The following is a 15,913-nucleotide window of genomic DNA, read 5'->3' as shown; positions in this document are numbered from 1 at the left end:
AAGAACGGCACACGGAGCCGGCGTGAAGGAGGAGTTTGAATGAGCTTGATTTTGCCTCACATCGAGCGTTTGGCCGCCTATGAGGCGGGGGATTATTTGGAAGCGGGCGGAGACGCGATAAAGCTGAACCAGAACGAGAGCCCATACCCGGCTTCGCCGAAGGTGGTCGCCGCACTGCGGAGCATCGCGGAGGAAGAGCTGCGGCGTTATCCCGATGGCAGAAGCGGACTGCTTCGCTCGGCGTTGGCGCACCGTTTGGGCGTGGAGGAAAACCGGCTTTTTTGCGGGAACGGTTCGAGCGAAATTATCGCGCTTCTGTTTAAGCTGCTGATCGCGCCGCATAGCCGGGTTGCGATGCCCGACCCGACCTTCATGCTTTACCATACGGCGGCAGCGGTGAATGAGATCGAAACCGTCCCGGTTCCCGTCAACGAGGATTTCACGATCGACCCGGACCGGCTCTCCGAGAGCAAGGCAAACGCGATCGTGCTGGTCAACCCGAATGCTCCGACGGGCCTGCTGCTGCCGCTCAAACGGATCGAGCTGCTGCTGCAGCGGTTTTCCGGACTAGTCATCGTAGACGAAGCGTATATCGATTTTGCCGAATCCGGCTCGTCCGTACTGCCGCTCATCGGACGATATCCGAATCTGATCGTGGTTCGTACGTTCTCCAAGTCGTATGCGCTTTGCGGGGCTCGGGTCGGTTATTGCATCGCGGACGCTGCGATCGTCGCGGCGCTCGATAAAGGCAGAGACGTGTTCAACGTAAACGCGGTCAGCCAGAAGCTCGCGCTTGCCGCCCTGGAGGACGAAGCTTACATGCAGCGCACCGTAGAGGCGATTCGGCGAACGAGAAAAGTGTTTTGCCGGGAGCTGGTGGAGCTCGGCTTCGAGTATATTCCGTCGCAAACCAACTTCGTGCTGTGCGGACCGATGGCGGAACGGTGCGGGAAAGTGAATGCGCGTCTCGTGTATGAGGAGCTTCAGCAAAGGAACATTTACGTCCGGTACCTGAAGCATCCGCGGCTCGTCAACAAGCTTCGCGTCTCGATCGGCACGGATGCCGAGATGGCCGTGCTGCTCAAGGAGCTGCGGCGCATTGTCGAACAGAGGCAATGACGGACGGGTCTTGGAACGGCGTGGCGAATGCGGGCTAGAGACGTTTCAGCGCTGTAACATTTTGGCGTAATGCACTGGCCTGAAGAGAATATGCCGACTGGATAAAACCCCGGAGAGTGGTGGTTGGTACATGCGCATTGCCGGATTTGCCGGTAACCATTGGCGGTGCCGGAAGGAAATCGGGGAAGCTGCCGGGTGGCACATGGCGGATTGCCGGAATTGCCATATGCGCTGGCCGCACCGGAAGGAAGCCGAGCAAAGTGCCGGCTGGCACATGGCGGAATGCCGGAATTGCCGGAAAGCATTGGCGTTGCCGGATGGGAATTTCGGAGGGTGGTTGTAGGGACACGGAGAGAACGGATTTGCCTGAAAGCATTGGCGGTGCTGGATGGAAATTTCGGAGAGTGGTAGTAGAGGGGCACAGAGAGAATGGATTGCCTGAGAGCATTAGCAATGCCGAATTTGCAAGTGTGGTAGTAGAGGGGCACGGGGAGAACGGATTTGCCTGAAAGACTTGGCGGTGCTGGGTGGAAGTTTCGGAGAGTGGTTGTAGTCGGGCACGGGGAGAACAGATTTGCCGGAAAGCATTGGCGGTGCTGGGTGGAAATTTCGGAGAGTTGTTGTAGTAGGGCACGGGGAGAACAGATTTGCCTGAAAGCATTGGCGGTGCTGGATGGGAATTTGCGAGTGTGGTTGTAGGGGCACGGGAGAACGGGTTTTCCGGAAAGTATTGGCGGTGCTGGATGGAATTTTGCGAGTGTGGTTGTAGGGTTCATGAAGGCGAACTACTTCGTAATGCAAGGGGGGGGGCCTTGCAAAAGGAATCGTTAGAGCGGTTTTCCACCTTGTGCGGTGGCGAAGAAACTGGAATAATAGTAGCAAATGAAGCTATTTCTGGTTGCCAAATCACAACGAAACCGGATAAATCGAAGGAGCGAACATGAACATTACGATCGAATTGCGCCGGATGGAGCAGCGGCATATATCGGAAGTGCAGAGCCTTTTGGCGGAGGCGGGCATCCGCAAGCCGGAGGGGTACTTTGAGAACTGCCTGTTCGAAAATGAACAGCATAAACGGTACACGCTCCTTGGTTATGTGAACGGTCAGTTTGCCGGTGCTTTGCACATTCGCTACGAATCGCACTATCCCCCTTTTAGCGAGCAGCGCATTCCCGAAATCAACGATCTCAACGTCCTGCCGAAATACCGCAAGCAGGGTGTCGCCACCAGGCTGATCGAGGAATCGGAGCGGATTGTTGCCGAGCAGTACGATACAATCGGCATCGGCTTCGGCTTATTTAAAGACTATGGCAATGCCCAACGCTTGTACGGCAAGCTCGGCTATATTCCTGACGGCAACGGCATCTATTATAACAATCAGCCGGTCGTACCCGGAAGTATGGTAAGGGTGGATGATGATCTGGTCCTGTATTTGACCAAAAAACTACGTTAATCTGAAGACGTTTGTCAGGCTCTTGAGCTTGTGCAAGCGTCTTTTTAGTTGTAGGTCGAAAGCAGAAAGAAGAAGCAGAACGCAGAACGCAGAACGCGGAACGCGGAACGCAGAACGCAGAACGCAGAACGCAGAACGCAGAACGCAGAACGCAGAACGCAGAACGCAGAACGCAGAACGCAGAACGCAGAACGCAGAACGCAGAACGCAGAACGCAGAACGCAGAACGCAGAACGCAGAACGCAGAACGCAGAACGCAGAACGCGGAACGCAGAACGCGGAAAGCAGAAAGCAGAAAGCAGAGAGCAGAAAGCAGAAAGCAGAAAGCAGAAAGCAGAGAGCACAGAGCAAGCAAAGTTTACGTTACGTCGCTGACGTAGTTTGCTAAAAAATACTGCCTGACCCTTTTGTCACTAGGAGAAACATCTAGTACGCCTTCGTCCGTGAATTTTTTTAGCCAGACGGTAGCCGATTTGTTACTGATGCCGAACGCTTCGGCGGCTTCGCTAGGTTTGATTTTGCCGTCTCTTTTCATTGCCAGTCGGATGACTAGCTGCTGTCGATGCTTCCAAATCTGCGTATCTTCCGATGTAAATCCGTTTTGCATGATGGAGTACCAGTGACCGATCGCTTGTTTGACCTGCCGCTGACATATATGCGTCCGTTTCTCCACTTGATGGGCGGAAAAGCGGAGGACAAGCCATCCGGAAAGCACGATATCGTTCTGCCTCTGCAAATGATCGTCGAATTCTCCCGGAGAAATATCGCGTGCATGCGTCGTAAAACCGTCAATTTCGATCAGCAAACGAAGGCCGTTTTTGACGTAAACGAAATCGGCAAATCGTTGACCGCCCTTCAAATCTTTGAAAGGGTACTCGGCTTTCAAGCCGGAGTAGTTGTATTGAAAAGCGGGTCCCCACACCTCCGTTAAAAATATTAGCTCCGCTTTGCCTAACTTCGCTCGATAATGCCCTTTTAGTATAGCTTCTTGCTCAAATTGATCGATAAATCTGACTAGATTGGGATGCATACCGCTCAGCCTCCAATATACGTGTACACGCAAGAAACCCCGCCGCAGAACGACTCTGCAGACGGGGTGTGCTTCACTCCGATATGTTGCTTATATGATTGTATTGTAAACGATTGGAAATGACGAATCAAGAGTTTTATCATCATTTGCTGCTGGGATCTTAGCTTTGGGCACATAGTGAATCTAGGTTCAGTAATAGTGAATCCAAGTTCACTATTACCTTCCGAATTTTGGTCCAGGCAGTCGTTAGTGAAGAAAAGTTCACTATTAGTGAATGATATCGGCAAATAGCGACGTGAGGTTCACTATTTGCCAAAATGGATGAGAAATGGAGGGGAATAGTGAACTTAGCTTCACTATTAGTGAAGCTAAATTCACTATCGCCAAAAAGAGTCGAAGTTACTTTGTATGGATTAAGTTACTCCACGTGCTGCCCCAAGACTGAGAAGCTAAAGTTACTCTACGTGCCCCAAGTATATAAAAGCAAAGTTACTCTACGTGCTAACCCAAGACTGAGAAGCTAAAGTTACTCTATGTACCCCAAGTATATAAAAGCAAAGTTACTCCACGTGCTGCCCCAAGACTGAGAAGCTAAAGTTACTCTACGTGCCCCAAGTATATAAAAGCAAAGTTACTCTACGTGCTAACCCAAGACTGAGAAGCTAAAGTTGTACTCTACGTGCCCAAGTATATAAAAGCAAAGTTACTCCACGTGCTGCCCCAAGACTGAGAAGCTAAAGTTACTCTACGTGCCCCAAGTATATAAAAGCAAAGTTACTCTACGTGCTAACCCAAGACTGAGAAGCTAAAATTGTACTCTACGTGCCCAAGTATATAAAAGCAAAATTACTCCACGTGCTGCCGTAAGAACAGAGTAAATTGAAGCTACTGTATGTCATACCTGCACTAGGCGAATCTGGACGACACGTCGAGGAGCTGACTTCTACAGCTCCTCGAGCAGATCCCCGGCGAGCAGCGAAGCCGGGGAAGGGCGCTTGAGCGCGGCGCGGTCGCCGGCCGCGCCGTGCAGGTAGACGCCGAGGCAGGCTGCTTGCCCGGCGTCGTACCCTTGCGCGAGCAGGCTCGCAATGACGCCTGCGAGCACGTCGCCCGCGCCGGCGGTCGCCATCCCCGCGTTGCCGTTTACGTTGACGTAAACGGCTCCTTCCGGGGTGGCGATGACGGTGCGCGCGCCTTTCAGCACGAGCGTCACGCCGTGCTGCTCCGCGAAGCGGCGCGCGAGCCCGATGCGGTCGCGCTGCACTTCGCGCGTCGAGACGCCGGCGAGCCGTGCCATTTCGCCCGGATGCGGCGTGAGCACCGTGGCTGCCGGACGGCGCTGCCAAGAGGCGAAGTCGCCCGCATCCGCAAGCATGTTGAGCGCGTCGGCGTCAAGCACGAGCGGGCATTTGGCGCCTTCCCAGAGGGCGCGCAGCCACTGGCTGTCGCCTTCGTAGCGCCCCATGCCGGGGCCGAGGGCTAGGGCGTCGCGCTCATCGGCCAGCGCGAGGATCGCTTCGGCGTTGACATGCGTCCAGTCGCCGTGGCCGGCGTCAGCCAAGCCGGCCAGCATCGCCTCGGGCACCCGCCCGAGCAGATGCGTCACCAGGCTGGCCGGCACGGCCCATGTAGCGAGGCCGCAGCCTGCGCGGAGAGCCGCTTTGACGCACAGTAGCCCGGCTCCGCTCATCCGCTGCGTACCCGCAGCGATCAAGGCGTGGCCGTAGCTGCCCTTGTGCGTATCGGCGCTCCGCCCACGGCCGATGTCGATGCCGAGGGGGCCGGTCAACGAAGCTTCGCTGAGCAGCAGCGTGCTTACGCCCAAGGAAGCGGCCAAACGGCCCGGGATGCCGATCGGCCGCACGGTAACGCGCCCTGCCGCTTCCGCGCCAGGATACTGCATATGCCCTCGTTTCAGGAACGCGAGGGCAACCGTGCGTACGGCGCGGATGCATGGCTCCTGCGTCTCGCCCGTATCGGCGTCCAGACCGCTCGGGATATCTGCTGCGACGATCGGCAGGCCGCTTGCGTTCGCCTGGCGGATTAGCGCGGCATAAGGCTCGCGGGGCGCGCCTCGCGAGCCTGTGCCGAGAAGCGCGTCGATGACGCCGGTGTAGCGGCCCCAAGCAATCTGCTGCTCCCAGCAGCAGATCAAAGGCAGGCCGAAGCGAACGGCGATCTCATGCTGCTGGACCGCTTCCGCGCTCATCCGCTCGGGCGGCTCGGCTATCGCCACCTCGACGGCGACTCCGGCTTCTGCCAGATGGCGGGCTGCTGCAAAGCCGTCGCCGCCGTTGTTGCCTTTGCCAGCCAATACGAGCCAGCGTTCATTGTCCTTTTGGCCCGCTGCATCCGAGATGCAGGCTAACGCTTCCAGAGCGATTTCGCGCCCTGCGTTCTCCATTAAGACAAGCGACGGGATGCCTATGGTTTCTATGGTGTGGTTATCCAAACGGCGCATTTCTTCTGCCGTGACGATATACATGTGGGTTTCTCCTTTCGGGAAAGGCAAACGATAGCTGCCGGAAAGGCGCAGAGTCTGCGCCTAGTCGTAAATGGGAAGACTTTGAAATGATGGCCCGTCGTACCGGGCGTCCGCCCTTCGTGTTTCGGGAATTTTCGTGTACAATGACAGTACGGCCGCATGGAAGCGGCTAACAGGAAGGAAGATCCGTATGGGTGTTAAATATGCACGGGAGTTTTCTGATATCATTGACGATTTGACTTCGGCAATAGGGAATATAGACGGATGCCACGTTCTGCTCGAAATGTCGGACGAAGACTGGGGAGAACTCGAAAGCGACCAACAGCGTGAATGCTTGCAGACGCTTGCGGACGATGTGTTCTATGGTCTCGGCTCCGACCCTGTAATGAAATTCGACAGGACGATGTTCACCTACGATAAAAGCACGCATACGATCAGAGTGTCGGACGGCGACAAGCTGATCCAGGTCGTGCGGCTAATATAGCCGACATTCCTATCGCCGAAGCCCGCTTGTTGCCTGCTGCCGGTAGCCTGCTATTGCGTCAGTCCGCTTGTTACCAGCTGGTTTACTCCTATTGTACCAGCCCGCTTGTTGCCTGCTGCCGGTAGCCTGCTATTGCGTCAGTCCGCTCTGTTGCCAGCTGGTTTGCTCCTATCGTACCAGCCCGCTTGTTGCCTGCTGCCGGTAGCCTGCTATTGCGTCAGTTCGCTCTGTTGCCAGCTGGTTTACTCCTATCGTACCAGTCCGCTCTGTTGCATTTAACCGGTCTCCTATCGTACCAGCCTAACCGGTCTCCTTATCGCGCCAGCCCGCTCTGGCCTATGGCCGGAATCCCTGCCCGATCGGCCCGTCAACCTGCCGGCCGCAACCCGGGGAATCAATCCCGGCTTTGAATGACGAGCAGCAGGCCGGATTCCGTCTTAACGGTCCCTGCGTCATCGGTCAGCACATTGCTGATGCCGAGCGTCTGGCCAAGCCGGAGCGTCGCCTGATGCAACGGGTACTGGAACCCTTCGAGTGTGATGCCGGTTACCTCCAGGCTGAGCGGGAGGAGGGAAACGTGCGTAAAATCGCTTTTGGCAATCCGCAGCGTATCGTTGTCACCCGTCAGCGAAATCCGGTTATGGTCGTCGACGATCGTTGCGGAGACACCGCTATCCCTCGCTTTGCGCAGCAAATGAATGTTGGCCAGCGAATGGTCCAGCCGGGTCCCAAGCACGCCGATCAGCAAGAGCTCGCCGGGACGCTGCTTGAGCGCCCATTCGACGGCCATCTCCGTGTCGGTCAAATCCTTATAAACCGGATCGCAGCTCATAAATTCGCCGCTGATCGCGCTGATCCGGGCTACCTCGTTTTCGCTGACGGAATCGAAGTCGCCTATGGCGAGCCGCGGCGTATAACCGTTCTCGACCAAAAAACGGGCCCCGCTGTCGGCCCCCACCAGAAAGTCGTCTTCGCGGATGTACGGCAGCGCCCATTCCCCCAAGCGTCCTCCCGAAAAAATGACAACCCGTCTACTCGCCATCTTTGTTCCTTCTTTCTCGAACGGCCAGTCGGCCGTGCTCTCGTCCGTCGTCGTCCGGTTTGTCCCCGATCGTTCCATCAGCCTTCACGGTTAGCCCCTTGCTCCCCCGGGGATTTCCGCAGCTTTCCGTTAAAATACCGATAACGTGATTGAACGAATGGCAATGACGGTTGTATAATGAGTTACGGCCAATTCCTGCCGACATAATTATCATCATTTTTCCATAAACGGACGGGTTTCGCAAATCGTCTTCCGATTTATTCGGCTGCCGTCCAATGACTTCAAAGCAAGGTGATGGATGATGTCTACCGGCGTTTACCGTTTTTTGCGGGTGCATACGTTGAAGCAGCGTCTTCGCTTATGGATCGGCTTGTTGATTGTTTGCTTCGGCATCGCTACGGTCGTCACCCTCTACTTCGTCGCTTCCCGCGACAAAAAAGGAGAAATCAACCGTCAGCTTTTGCAAACGATTTCACTCAGCAAATGCTCATCGAGGCCTGGACGGAAGAGCGGAGCTCTGAGGTGCAGAGGCTTGCGGAGACGTTTTCGGGCAAGGCGATCAAGCCGGAACGAATGGCAGGAGGAGTTTCAGCGGTTCATCCGATCGCAGAACGAGTGGATGCTGACGGGTATACGGCCGTACAGGATTTGGGACTCGGTCTGCCTAGGGCTGACGTGACCAATGAGACGTTCTATCTGATGGCCCGCTCCAACAAAACATTCATCACCGACGTTATCAGCGGCAAATCGCTTGGACGTCCGGCCGTCGTGTTTTCGTCTCCGGTTACGAACCCGAACGGCAGCTTCAACGGCGTTATTTTTGGCAGCGTTTACGCGGCGACGCTCAATCAGGTGCTCGGCAAAATCGAATTTCAGCAAACCGGCAAAACGTATTTGCTCAACCGAGAGGGACTGCTGCTGACGCAGCCGAGGTTTACGCCTACAGCGGCGCCGCTTTCCGTCAAGGTTCGCGGGACGATTTACAAGCATAGCTTCGGGGTTGCCGAGAAGCGTCCGCCGCTCCAGGAGAGCGCTGCGCCGCTTACGCAGAGGGGAACGGGTGCCGGGCGCAATGAGAGACGCAGGCTGAACGCCAAATAGAAACGGGAGGATGATTGACGATGATTCGCAAAGTGGAGCACATTGGGGTATGGGTTAAAAATATGGACGAGTCCGTAAGATTCTATACGGAAGTACTGGGGATGAACCTGATCGACCGCGTTCGAATCGATGCGGAGCTGGAGCTTGGATTTTTATCTTTTGCCGGCGCCGAGGACGTGCAGCTCGAGCTGATCAGCCGTGGCTACGAAGGACAGCCCGACAACGGGATCGTTCATCACGTCGCGTTTACCGTCACCGAGATCGAGTCCGAAGTGGAGCGTTTGAAGCAGCTGGGCGTCAGGATGCTTGACGAAACGCCTCGGGTCATTCTGGACGGCGTCAAAATCGCTTTTTTCTTCGGGCCGGACGGCGAGCGGCTTGAATTGTTTCAACCGAAGGCGTGAATAGGGCCGCTATTCAGGAAGTAACCCTTAGGTAGCTAGATGCCAAAGGGTTACTTTTTTATCCCTCAGGCAAGGACATTTGTGTCGAATTTATAAAAAAATGTAGTTAAATTACAAAATATGTATGTTTTTAGAGGATTTTGCGGGAGGCTGTAGAATTGTAAACTATCAGTCGTTGGGAGGGATATAATGTCGATCAAAACGAAAACATCGCTTTATATTGCCCTGATTGTCGCGGCTATCTTGACCGTTAACAATACAATCTACTACCATGCCACCAAAGAAACGCTGTTCCAGGATTTCTCCCGCAAAATGGAACGCGTATCGCTTCAGGCGGCGGATCTCGCGAAGCAAGCGGAAAACGGGGGCGTTTCCAAAAGCGAAATACAGGGCAAAATATCCGGGGTAATCGGAAACTTCCCTTCCATATTAGGCATAGCTGCGATTAGACCTGATGCCTACATCGGACAAGAGAAAAAACTTGCGGAAAACGGCGGCGCGACTCCTGCGGATCAGCCCGTTTTGTTCGGCAGCGACGAGCTGCTGGACAAGAAAGCCGATGCCGCGTATATCCGGGAAGCCTTGTCGACGGGAAAGCAGGTAACGGAACAGGGGAAAGCGAACGGCCAAAACGTTATCAAGAGCTTTATCGCAATTTTGAACGAGACCCCTTATGTCGTTGTGCTGATATGCCATTATGACTCCATAACGAATTCTCTAAATCAGATTATTTACCGTCAGGCAGCCATATCCGTTCTTCTCTTGCTTATCGTATTTCTGCTCAGCTTATCCGTCGCAGCCATGTTCGTTAAGCCTCTTCAGCGAATCGTGACGATGGTCGGCAAAATAGCCGAAGGCGATTTCCAAACCCGCGTTCCGATTAAGGGCAGAGACGAGCTCTCGCTGCTGGCGGCGCATATCCACAGGATGTCGGAGAAGCTGGAGAGCAATACGAAACGGATGCAGGACGCGCTCGAAGAGCTGCGAAGCACGAAGGAATATTTCGAATCGTTCTTCAATCATACGTCGGATGCCATCTACGTTACCGATCTGCAAGGCAATGTTCAGCTGGTGAACAGCGCCTTCGAGACGCTATACGGATGGAGCAGCGGCGAATTGATAGGAAAGCCGCTTCCGATCGTTCCCCTGGGCGGCGAAGAGGAATTCGCGCGCATGCAGCAGAAGTTGCTGCAGGGAGGCGCCATTACGGGATACGATACCCTTTGCCAGATGAAGAACGGGCGGCTCCTCGACGTCAGTGTGACCGTGTCGCCGATTCGCGACGAGAAAGGCGAAATCGTCTCGATTGCAGCTGTGTCCCGAAACATCACGGAAAGGAAGCGGACGGAGGAACTGCTGCGCCGCTCGGAGAAGCTTTCCGTCGTCGGCCAGCTTGCTGCCGGAGTGGCACATGAGATCCGCAATCCGCTTACGACGCTGAGCGGCTTCATTCAACTGCAAAGGGCGAAGAAGGAAGGCAACGCCCAGCACCTCGAGCTCATGCTGTCCGAGCTTGACCGGATCAATTTCATTGTCAGCGAGTTTTTGATTTTGGCCAAGCCTCAGCTCAACCGGTTTCAGCTTCGCGACCTGAAGCAGATCGTGGGCGACATCTTGCAGCTGCTTGACTCGCAGGCCAGCTTAAGAAATATCCGCTTCGTTACGGCCATCGATCAAGACTTGCCGCCGGTTTATTGCGCGGACAATCAGTTGAAGCAAGTGCTCGTCAACGTGATGAAGAACGGAATTGAATCGATGGACGACGGCGGAGATATTATGATCGAGGTCAAGAAGATCGACCCGAGTCGCGTTATGATACGCACTATCGATCATGGCTGCGGGATTCCGGAGGAGCATCTGGCGAGGCTGGGCGAGCCTTTCTTTACGAGCAAGGAAACCGGAACCGGCCTCGGCATCATGGTGTCCCAGCAGATTGTCGCCAATCATAAAGGCAATATGCTGATCCGCAGCGAGCTTGGAAGAGGCACTTGCGTAGACATCGTGCTGCCGATTCAAGCATAGACCGATGCGGGACGAATCAAACGGGCCGAGAGGCGCAAGCGCGTCGATTTGCGGCAGCTCCCGGCCCGCTCCTTGGACAGCGGCATGACTTCATCCTCCGAACGATTCCCGGAACGCCTTGCCCAGCGTATCCCGCTCGACGTTCCACAGCTCGGCGATCTCGGGACAAACGTGCTCATCCCACCAATCGGAGAGCGCTTTGCGATTGCTGCCGTTTTCATGAATCCACAGCAGATTCAGCATGACTTTCTTCGCATACAGCTGTTCGGCTTTCTCAAGCTGGTCCGGCGGTATCCAGATTTTCAGCTTTTTGATCGTGCGGTACAGCTCTTTATTGCAGGCCCGCCGGATGCCCCGGGCGGAAGGGAGCGTCGGGGTATGCTTTTCGTTCCGTTGATTGTGCACGCAAGCGCCACCCACCTTTCTTACTCTATATGTATGCAGCGTTAGGGGAATGGGCGACAGCATGCGGCGATACCTGCGGGCAGCCGAAGTATCTGTTTTACGTCACAGCGGAAAAGTGGTATAATGGTTGGAAAATGTCGAAATATATCGTATGGGCTCGATTGTACCGCTTGCGACGCTGCGTTTATACGAAACATCTAGGAGGATAATGATGAAACACGAAGTGAAAATTTTGGATTGTACGATTCGCGATGGAGGACTTTGCAACAACTGGGATTTCAGCGTGGAGTTCGTTCGCGATCTTTATGAGGGACTGAACGCCGCTGGCGTCGAATACATGGAAATCGGCTACAAAAACTCTCCTAAACTGCTTAAAGGCAGCGATGCCGGCCCTTGGCGCTTTCTGGACGAGAAATTTCTCCGCGAAGTCCTTCCGAACAAAAAGAACACGAAGCTGTCCGCCCTTGTAGACATCGGTCGCGTCGACGAGAACGACATCCTGCCGCGCTCCGAAAGCATGCTTGATCTGATCCGTGTCGCTTGTTATATCAAAGATTTGGACAAGGGGCTTGATCTGATCAACAAATTCCACAGCATGGGCTACGAAACGTCGCTCAATATTATGGCGCTGTCGCATGTAATGGAGCACGAGCTGCTGGCCGCTTTCGTGGATATCGCGGCAAGCCCGGTAGACGTCGTATATATCGTCGACTCCTACGGCAGTATGCATTCCCAAGACATCGGCTTCCTTGTCGATAAATTCAAAACCCACCTTCCGAACAAAATGCTCGGCGTTCATATGCACAACAACATGCAGCTGGCATTCGCGAATACGCTGATGGGCGTGGAGAAGGGCGCGGTATTCCTTGATTCGTCCGTTTACGGCATGGGCCGCGCTGCAGGAAACTGCACGACGGAGCTGCTTGTCGGCAACCTGAAAAATTCCCGCTACGAGCTTCGTCCCGTACTCGGCGTTATCGAGAAGCATATGATCAAGATCCGCGAGAAAACCGAATGGGGCTACATCATTCCTTACATGGTCGCAGGCGTATTGAACGAGCACCCGCGCGTGGCAATGGCGCTGCGCGACAGCGATGAGAAAGACAACTACCTGGATTTCTACGACAGGCTGACGACGGTTGAGCCGGCTGTGAAATAAGTTTTATTGAAGAACGCTCTCCTTACGAATTCGTGAGGAGGGCGTTTTTGCTTGAAATCTCACAAAGTATATCCTCCGCTTTTGTATCCCTGCAAGTCAGATTTATGGTGACGGGAGAATTTTCAAGAAAATACGGCGAATGTAATGTTTGCTTCCGGTTATCCGAGAAATTGGTTTTTAGTCGGAAAATATTTGGCGGCTGTCCCCGTTCTGTTCATTCTGATGCTGTCAGAATTCTTGGTTACGATTGGAGTCGGTCTTCTTCTTCCTTGCCATCCCGAGCTTACCGTCTCTATGGCAGAGAAGTAAATCGGCATTTTCTCGGTCCTATTCCTGATGATCTTGTGCTTTGTTCCCGACTGATCGTTCTGATCGTCGGGGCAGAGACCGTTAACGCGAATACGATTGGACTGTTGTTCCCGTGGAAAGCGCCGACTTTAAGGGAATCGATCAAAGTAAAAAAGAGAGATTGTACATGGAGTTAATGATTAACTCGATATACAATCTCTTTTTCATTTGGTAAAATATTGAATATGTATTATATCCAATATGCTTTTGTAACTACTTCATTTTCCACTCTGCTTTTTTCTTTTTGCATGAATGTTTTGGTCACTGCACGCTCTTCCGTATTAGACAAGCTGAATGAACCGAAAGCGCAATCAATAGCAGGGTTTTCAAAAGTGGCGGAACCTGACCTATTGAATAGCTTAACGGCATTGCGTAGTCCGGGCGAATGTACGACCAGCTGCATGAAATCACTTCACTTTCTTTAGTATTTACCAACTATTTTATACCAATAATGATTTGAAAGTAAGGGGGAATTTGCGTGAAAAGCAAATATTTTACTAGATTTGTTTTGACGGCGTTTATCGGCATGCAGATTTGGTTTATGTACCTCATGTTTAGCTTCCCTGTTCTTGGTGTCAACATACGGGAGTACCCAAATAACAACTGGATTATAAGTCGCTTCGACATTAGAAATATGGCACAGCTTTACATGGGATTGGAGATTGGGGACGTTATAAAGAAAATAAATGGGGTGGATGCTGGCGGCTACTATTCTGTCAAAAAGTTTAGAACGATTGATCAAGCGCAGTCGATTACCTATGTAAGAAACGGTCAAGAGTACGAAATCTCAACTAAAAACATACCGCGTATATCGGCATTTGATGTTTTTGCCTTATCAGGGGAATTTCTTACATTGTTTATTTCAATATTGCTCTTTAGAAAGTTGCCTGACTCTAAATCGGCTCGACTTTTATCTATGGTCTTTTTAAATACCGGGGCTGTATTCATTACCTTATGTGGTTCAATTAGAGGTGATGAGCTGGGGAAAATCGCAATGAGTTTATTTATGCAGTTGCTGCCAATTGTTTTTTTACATTTTTTATTTGTATTTTTTAAAGAAAAGGGAGGCGTTCAACTTCCCATCAAACCTTTGAAATACGCATATAGATTCAGCATTTTTATTAGTTTCCTAGTTGGTATATCCAGCCAGTTTCCGATCAATTCAATCTATTCTATTGTTCGCAATAATTCCACAATAACTATGTTGATATTTATTGTCGGTATTTGTACAAATTTACTTGTGTTAACAACAATGTTTTTAAAATATCGAAAAAATAGAAGCTATTTATCTACGATGATTAAAACAGTATGGGTTTCTTTGTTTATATCGTTTTCTCCTATTGTATGCTTTTCTTTTATTCCAAGGCTTTTATTTGGAAAAGAAATAGTAGACCCCTTCTACATGGGATGGTTCATCTTGTTTTTCCCGCTTTCCTTCGCTTACCTCATCATGACCAAGCAGCTGTACGATATCGATATCGTCGTTCGCCGCATCGTATTTTCCGTCGCGATCGCCATCGTTCCGAGCCTTGTCATTACCGGGATCGTCAAAGTGTTGACGCTCGATGACCCGAACCTCACCTGGGACCGATTTTTGTTCTTTTTCGTGGCCGCAACGGTCATCATGGCGTTCTCCATTTATTCCTTCGAGTATTTTACGACCAAGCTGATGCCGGTTCTTTTTCCGCGAAAGCATATGCTGCAAACTTCCATCAAACAAATCGCCAAAAAGCTCGGGTTTGTCTCGAGTTTCCGCGAAATCAAGGATATCGTCCTGGTCGACATCGTCCAAACGCTGGAGGTATTCGGCGGCGCTGTCGTTTTCAAATACAAAGATATGATGGAGATCATCAGCGAAGGGGATATCGATACGGCTAAAGTGGAGGAGCTCGTGAAGGCCGGAACGCCGGATCATCCCGATTTTACGTGCTTCGAAATCATTCGCCACGACGAATACACTTGCTATTTGATCATGACCATGAAAAGAACGAATACGCTGCTTGGGGCGGAGGAGCTGCAGTGGCTGAACATGATTATTTCGTATTTGGCGGTCAGTTTGGAGAATATCTACCTGATACGCGAGCTGATGATGAAGCTTCAGCAGATGGCTTCTCAGCTGCAGGACGAGAAGGTGGCGAAGGAATTCGCCTGGTTCCGCAAGCTGTCGTTCGAGCTGCAGGAGAAGGAGAGGCAGCGCATTGCGGCCGACCTTCACGATTCGACCATGCAGGATTTGTTTTTTCTCAAAAGAAGGCTGCGTTCGTTCGTCGATAAGCATGGGCTGACTGACGAAGCGGTTATGCAAATGAACGGCTTTATCGAATACATCGAAACGATCAATATGACGCTGCGGGAAAGCTGCTTCGAGCTGCATCCGTATTTGTTAAAGGAAATCGGCCTCGTGCAGACGGTCCGAAAGTTTGTGGAACGGGAGTCGTATTCCAGTTCGTCCGGGCTGCATCTGCAAACCGGGCAGGAGAAACGGATCGAAGCGCTGCCGATGGAAACCAAAAAGCATTTGTTTCGTATTGTTCAAGAGCTGATTACGAACGCCAAAAAGCACGCCGAAGCCTCGAGCGTTCGTATTCTGCTGACCGCAAGCGAGGAAGGGCTGCTGCTGTCCTACGAAGATGACGGCGTCGGCTTCGACGAGTCCCGGATGAAAGCGAAAGATATCGGCTCGGGCGGGATGGGAATGGACCAAATCCGAAGCCGCATTTTTCATTTGAACGGACGCATGAAGCTGGCGACGAGCCCCGGGAACGGGCTGCGCATCCGCATTGAGCTTCCGCTTGCGGAAACTAGTTTTGGCAAAGCCTTCGAGTCGGGAGCATGACAGGTTTACGCAGAAACGGGGGAAA

14 protein-coding genes are annotated in these 15,913 nt (G+C 52.6%); 9 read left to right on the top strand and 5 right to left on the bottom strand.

The genetic code is table 11. The features are described 5' to 3' along the window. Positions 1-39: 39 nt before the first annotated feature. From hisC to ACKGJP_RS31325, 3 genes are all read left to right on the top strand, one after another. The gene (gene hisC / locus ACKGJP_RS31335) at positions 40-1,119 is read left to right on the top strand and encodes a histidinol-phosphate transaminase (protein WP_409342667.1); all 1,080 of its coding nucleotides are present in this window, start codon (positions 40-42) and stop codon (positions 1,117-1,119) included. A 130-nt stretch (positions 1,120-1,249) separates the two neighbouring features. Beyond that, a complete protein-coding gene (locus tag ACKGJP_RS31330) occupies positions 1,250-1,462 on the top strand; it encodes a hypothetical protein (RefSeq protein WP_409342666.1) in 213 nt (70 codons plus the stop codon). Between the two features lie 597 nt (positions 1,463-2,059). After that, entirely contained in the window at positions 2,060-2,572 is a 513-nt protein-coding gene (locus ACKGJP_RS31325; RefSeq protein WP_409342665.1) for a GNAT family N-acetyltransferase, read from the top strand. Positions 2,573-2,930: 358 nt separating this feature from the next. On the opposite strand, the gene ACKGJP_RS31320 is transcribed toward ACKGJP_RS31325, so the two are convergent. Together ACKGJP_RS31320 and ACKGJP_RS31315 are read right to left on the bottom strand one after the other, a co-directional pair. Then, positions 2,931-3,602, bottom strand: a complete 672-nt coding sequence (locus tag ACKGJP_RS31320; protein ID WP_409342664.1) for a DUF559 domain-containing protein — start codon at positions 3,600-3,602, stop codon at positions 2,931-2,933. 943 nt (positions 3,603-4,545) lie between these two features. Continuing rightward, positions 4,546-6,087 carry an NAD(P)H-hydrate dehydratase gene (locus ACKGJP_RS31315; RefSeq protein ID WP_409342663.1) on the bottom strand — a complete coding sequence of 514 codons (1,542 nt, stop codon included), beginning with the start codon at positions 6,085-6,087 and terminating at the stop codon, positions 4,546-4,548. 190 nt (positions 6,088-6,277) lie between these two features. On the opposite strand from ACKGJP_RS31315, the gene ACKGJP_RS31310 reads away from it, so the two are divergent. Then, positions 6,278-6,571 (top strand): hypothetical protein, encoded by a 294-nt coding sequence (locus tag ACKGJP_RS31310; RefSeq protein WP_409342662.1) that lies wholly within the window; start codon positions 6,278-6,280, stop codon positions 6,569-6,571. 394 nt (positions 6,572-6,965) lie between these two features. Here the strand turns inward: ACKGJP_RS31310 and ACKGJP_RS31305 are convergent, their stop codons facing one another. Continuing rightward, a complete protein-coding gene (locus ACKGJP_RS31305) occupies positions 6,966-7,613 on the bottom strand; it encodes a thiamine diphosphokinase (protein WP_409347302.1) in 648 nt (215 codons plus the stop codon). A gap of 522 nt (positions 7,614-8,135) precedes the next feature. On the opposite strand from ACKGJP_RS31305, the gene ACKGJP_RS31300 reads away from it, so the two are divergent. The 3 genes from ACKGJP_RS31300 (at position 8,136) to ACKGJP_RS31290 (ending at position 11,140) form a co-directional block, all read left to right on the top strand. Beyond that, complete coding sequence (locus ACKGJP_RS31300; protein WP_409342661.1) at positions 8,136-8,714, top strand: cache domain-containing protein; 579 nt, start codon at positions 8,136-8,138, stop codon at positions 8,712-8,714. 20 nt (positions 8,715-8,734) lie between these two features. Then, on the top strand, positions 8,735-9,118 hold the full coding sequence (locus ACKGJP_RS31295; protein ID WP_409342660.1) for a VOC family protein: 384 nt from the start codon (positions 8,735-8,737) through the stop codon (positions 9,116-9,118). Between the two features lie 189 nt (positions 9,119-9,307). Next, the gene (locus tag ACKGJP_RS31290) at positions 9,308-11,140 is read left to right on the top strand and encodes a PAS domain S-box protein (protein WP_409342659.1); all 1,833 of its coding nucleotides are present in this window, start codon (positions 9,308-9,310) and stop codon (positions 11,138-11,140) included. A 90-nt stretch (positions 11,141-11,230) separates the two neighbouring features. Here the strand turns inward: ACKGJP_RS31290 and ACKGJP_RS31285 are convergent, their stop codons facing one another. Beyond that, on the bottom strand, positions 11,231-11,545 hold the full coding sequence (locus ACKGJP_RS31285) for a dehydrogenase (protein WP_409342658.1): 315 nt from the start codon (positions 11,543-11,545) through the stop codon (positions 11,231-11,233). A gap of 211 nt (positions 11,546-11,756) precedes the next feature. Between ACKGJP_RS31285 and ACKGJP_RS31280 the strand changes: the two genes are divergently transcribed. Continuing rightward, positions 11,757-12,704 (top strand): aldolase catalytic domain-containing protein, encoded by a 948-nt coding sequence (locus ACKGJP_RS31280; protein ID WP_409347301.1) that lies wholly within the window; start codon positions 11,757-11,759, stop codon positions 12,702-12,704. 538 nt (positions 12,705-13,242) lie between these two features. Here the strand turns inward: ACKGJP_RS31280 and ACKGJP_RS31275 are convergent. Beyond that, the gene (locus ACKGJP_RS31275) at positions 13,243-13,455 is read right to left on the bottom strand and encodes a hypothetical protein (protein ID WP_409342657.1); all 213 of its coding nucleotides are present in this window, start codon (positions 13,453-13,455) and stop codon (positions 13,243-13,245) included. 999 nt (positions 13,456-14,454) lie between these two features. On the opposite strand from ACKGJP_RS31275, the gene ACKGJP_RS31270 reads away from it, so the two are divergent. Further along, a complete protein-coding gene (locus ACKGJP_RS31270; RefSeq protein WP_409342656.1) occupies positions 14,455-15,888 on the top strand; it encodes a sensor histidine kinase in 1,434 nt (477 codons plus the stop codon). Positions 15,889-15,913 lie beyond the last annotated feature (25 nt).

Origin of the sequence: Paenibacillus litoralis, assembly GCF_046244365.1 — a bacterium.
Classification (GTDB): Bacteria; Bacillota; Bacilli; order Paenibacillales; family NBRC-103111; genus Paenibacillus_V.
This window is presented reverse-complemented; position numbering and strand designations above follow the sequence as displayed.

Coding starts and splice junctions, on each gene's coding strand:
- ACKGJP_RS31310 (WP_409342662.1), top strand. CDS start 6,278: ATGGGTGTTAAATATGCACGGGAGTTTTCTGATATCATTGACGATTTG.
- ACKGJP_RS31315 (WP_409342663.1), bottom strand. CDS start 6,087: ATGTATATCGTCACGGCAGAAGAAATGCGCCGTTTGGATAACCACACC.
- ACKGJP_RS31295 (WP_409342660.1), top strand. CDS start 8,735: ATGATTCGCAAAGTGGAGCACATTGGGGTATGGGTTAAAAATATGGAC.
- ACKGJP_RS31275 (WP_409342657.1), bottom strand. CDS start 13,455: ATGCAGCTGGTCGTACATTCGCCCGGACTACGCAATGCCGTTAAGCTA.
- ACKGJP_RS31320 (WP_409342664.1), bottom strand. CDS start 3,602: ATGCATCCCAATCTAGTCAGATTTATCGATCAATTTGAGCAAGAAGCT.
- ACKGJP_RS31270 (WP_409342656.1), top strand. CDS start 14,455: ATGGGATGGTTCATCTTGTTTTTCCCGCTTTCCTTCGCTTACCTCATC.
- ACKGJP_RS31290 (WP_409342659.1), top strand. CDS start 9,308: ATGTCGATCAAAACGAAAACATCGCTTTATATTGCCCTGATTGTCGCG.
- hisC (WP_409342667.1), top strand. CDS start 40: ATGAGCTTGATTTTGCCTCACATCGAGCGTTTGGCCGCCTATGAGGCG.
- ACKGJP_RS31325 (WP_409342665.1), top strand. CDS start 2,060: ATGAACATTACGATCGAATTGCGCCGGATGGAGCAGCGGCATATATCG.
- ACKGJP_RS31280 (WP_409347301.1), top strand. CDS start 11,757: ATGAAACACGAAGTGAAAATTTTGGATTGTACGATTCGCGATGGAGGA.
- ACKGJP_RS31305 (WP_409347302.1), bottom strand. CDS start 7,613: ATGGCGAGTAGACGGGTTGTCATTTTTTCGGGAGGACGCTTGGGGGAA.
- ACKGJP_RS31330 (WP_409342666.1), top strand. CDS start 1,250: ATGCGCATTGCCGGATTTGCCGGTAACCATTGGCGGTGCCGGAAGGAA.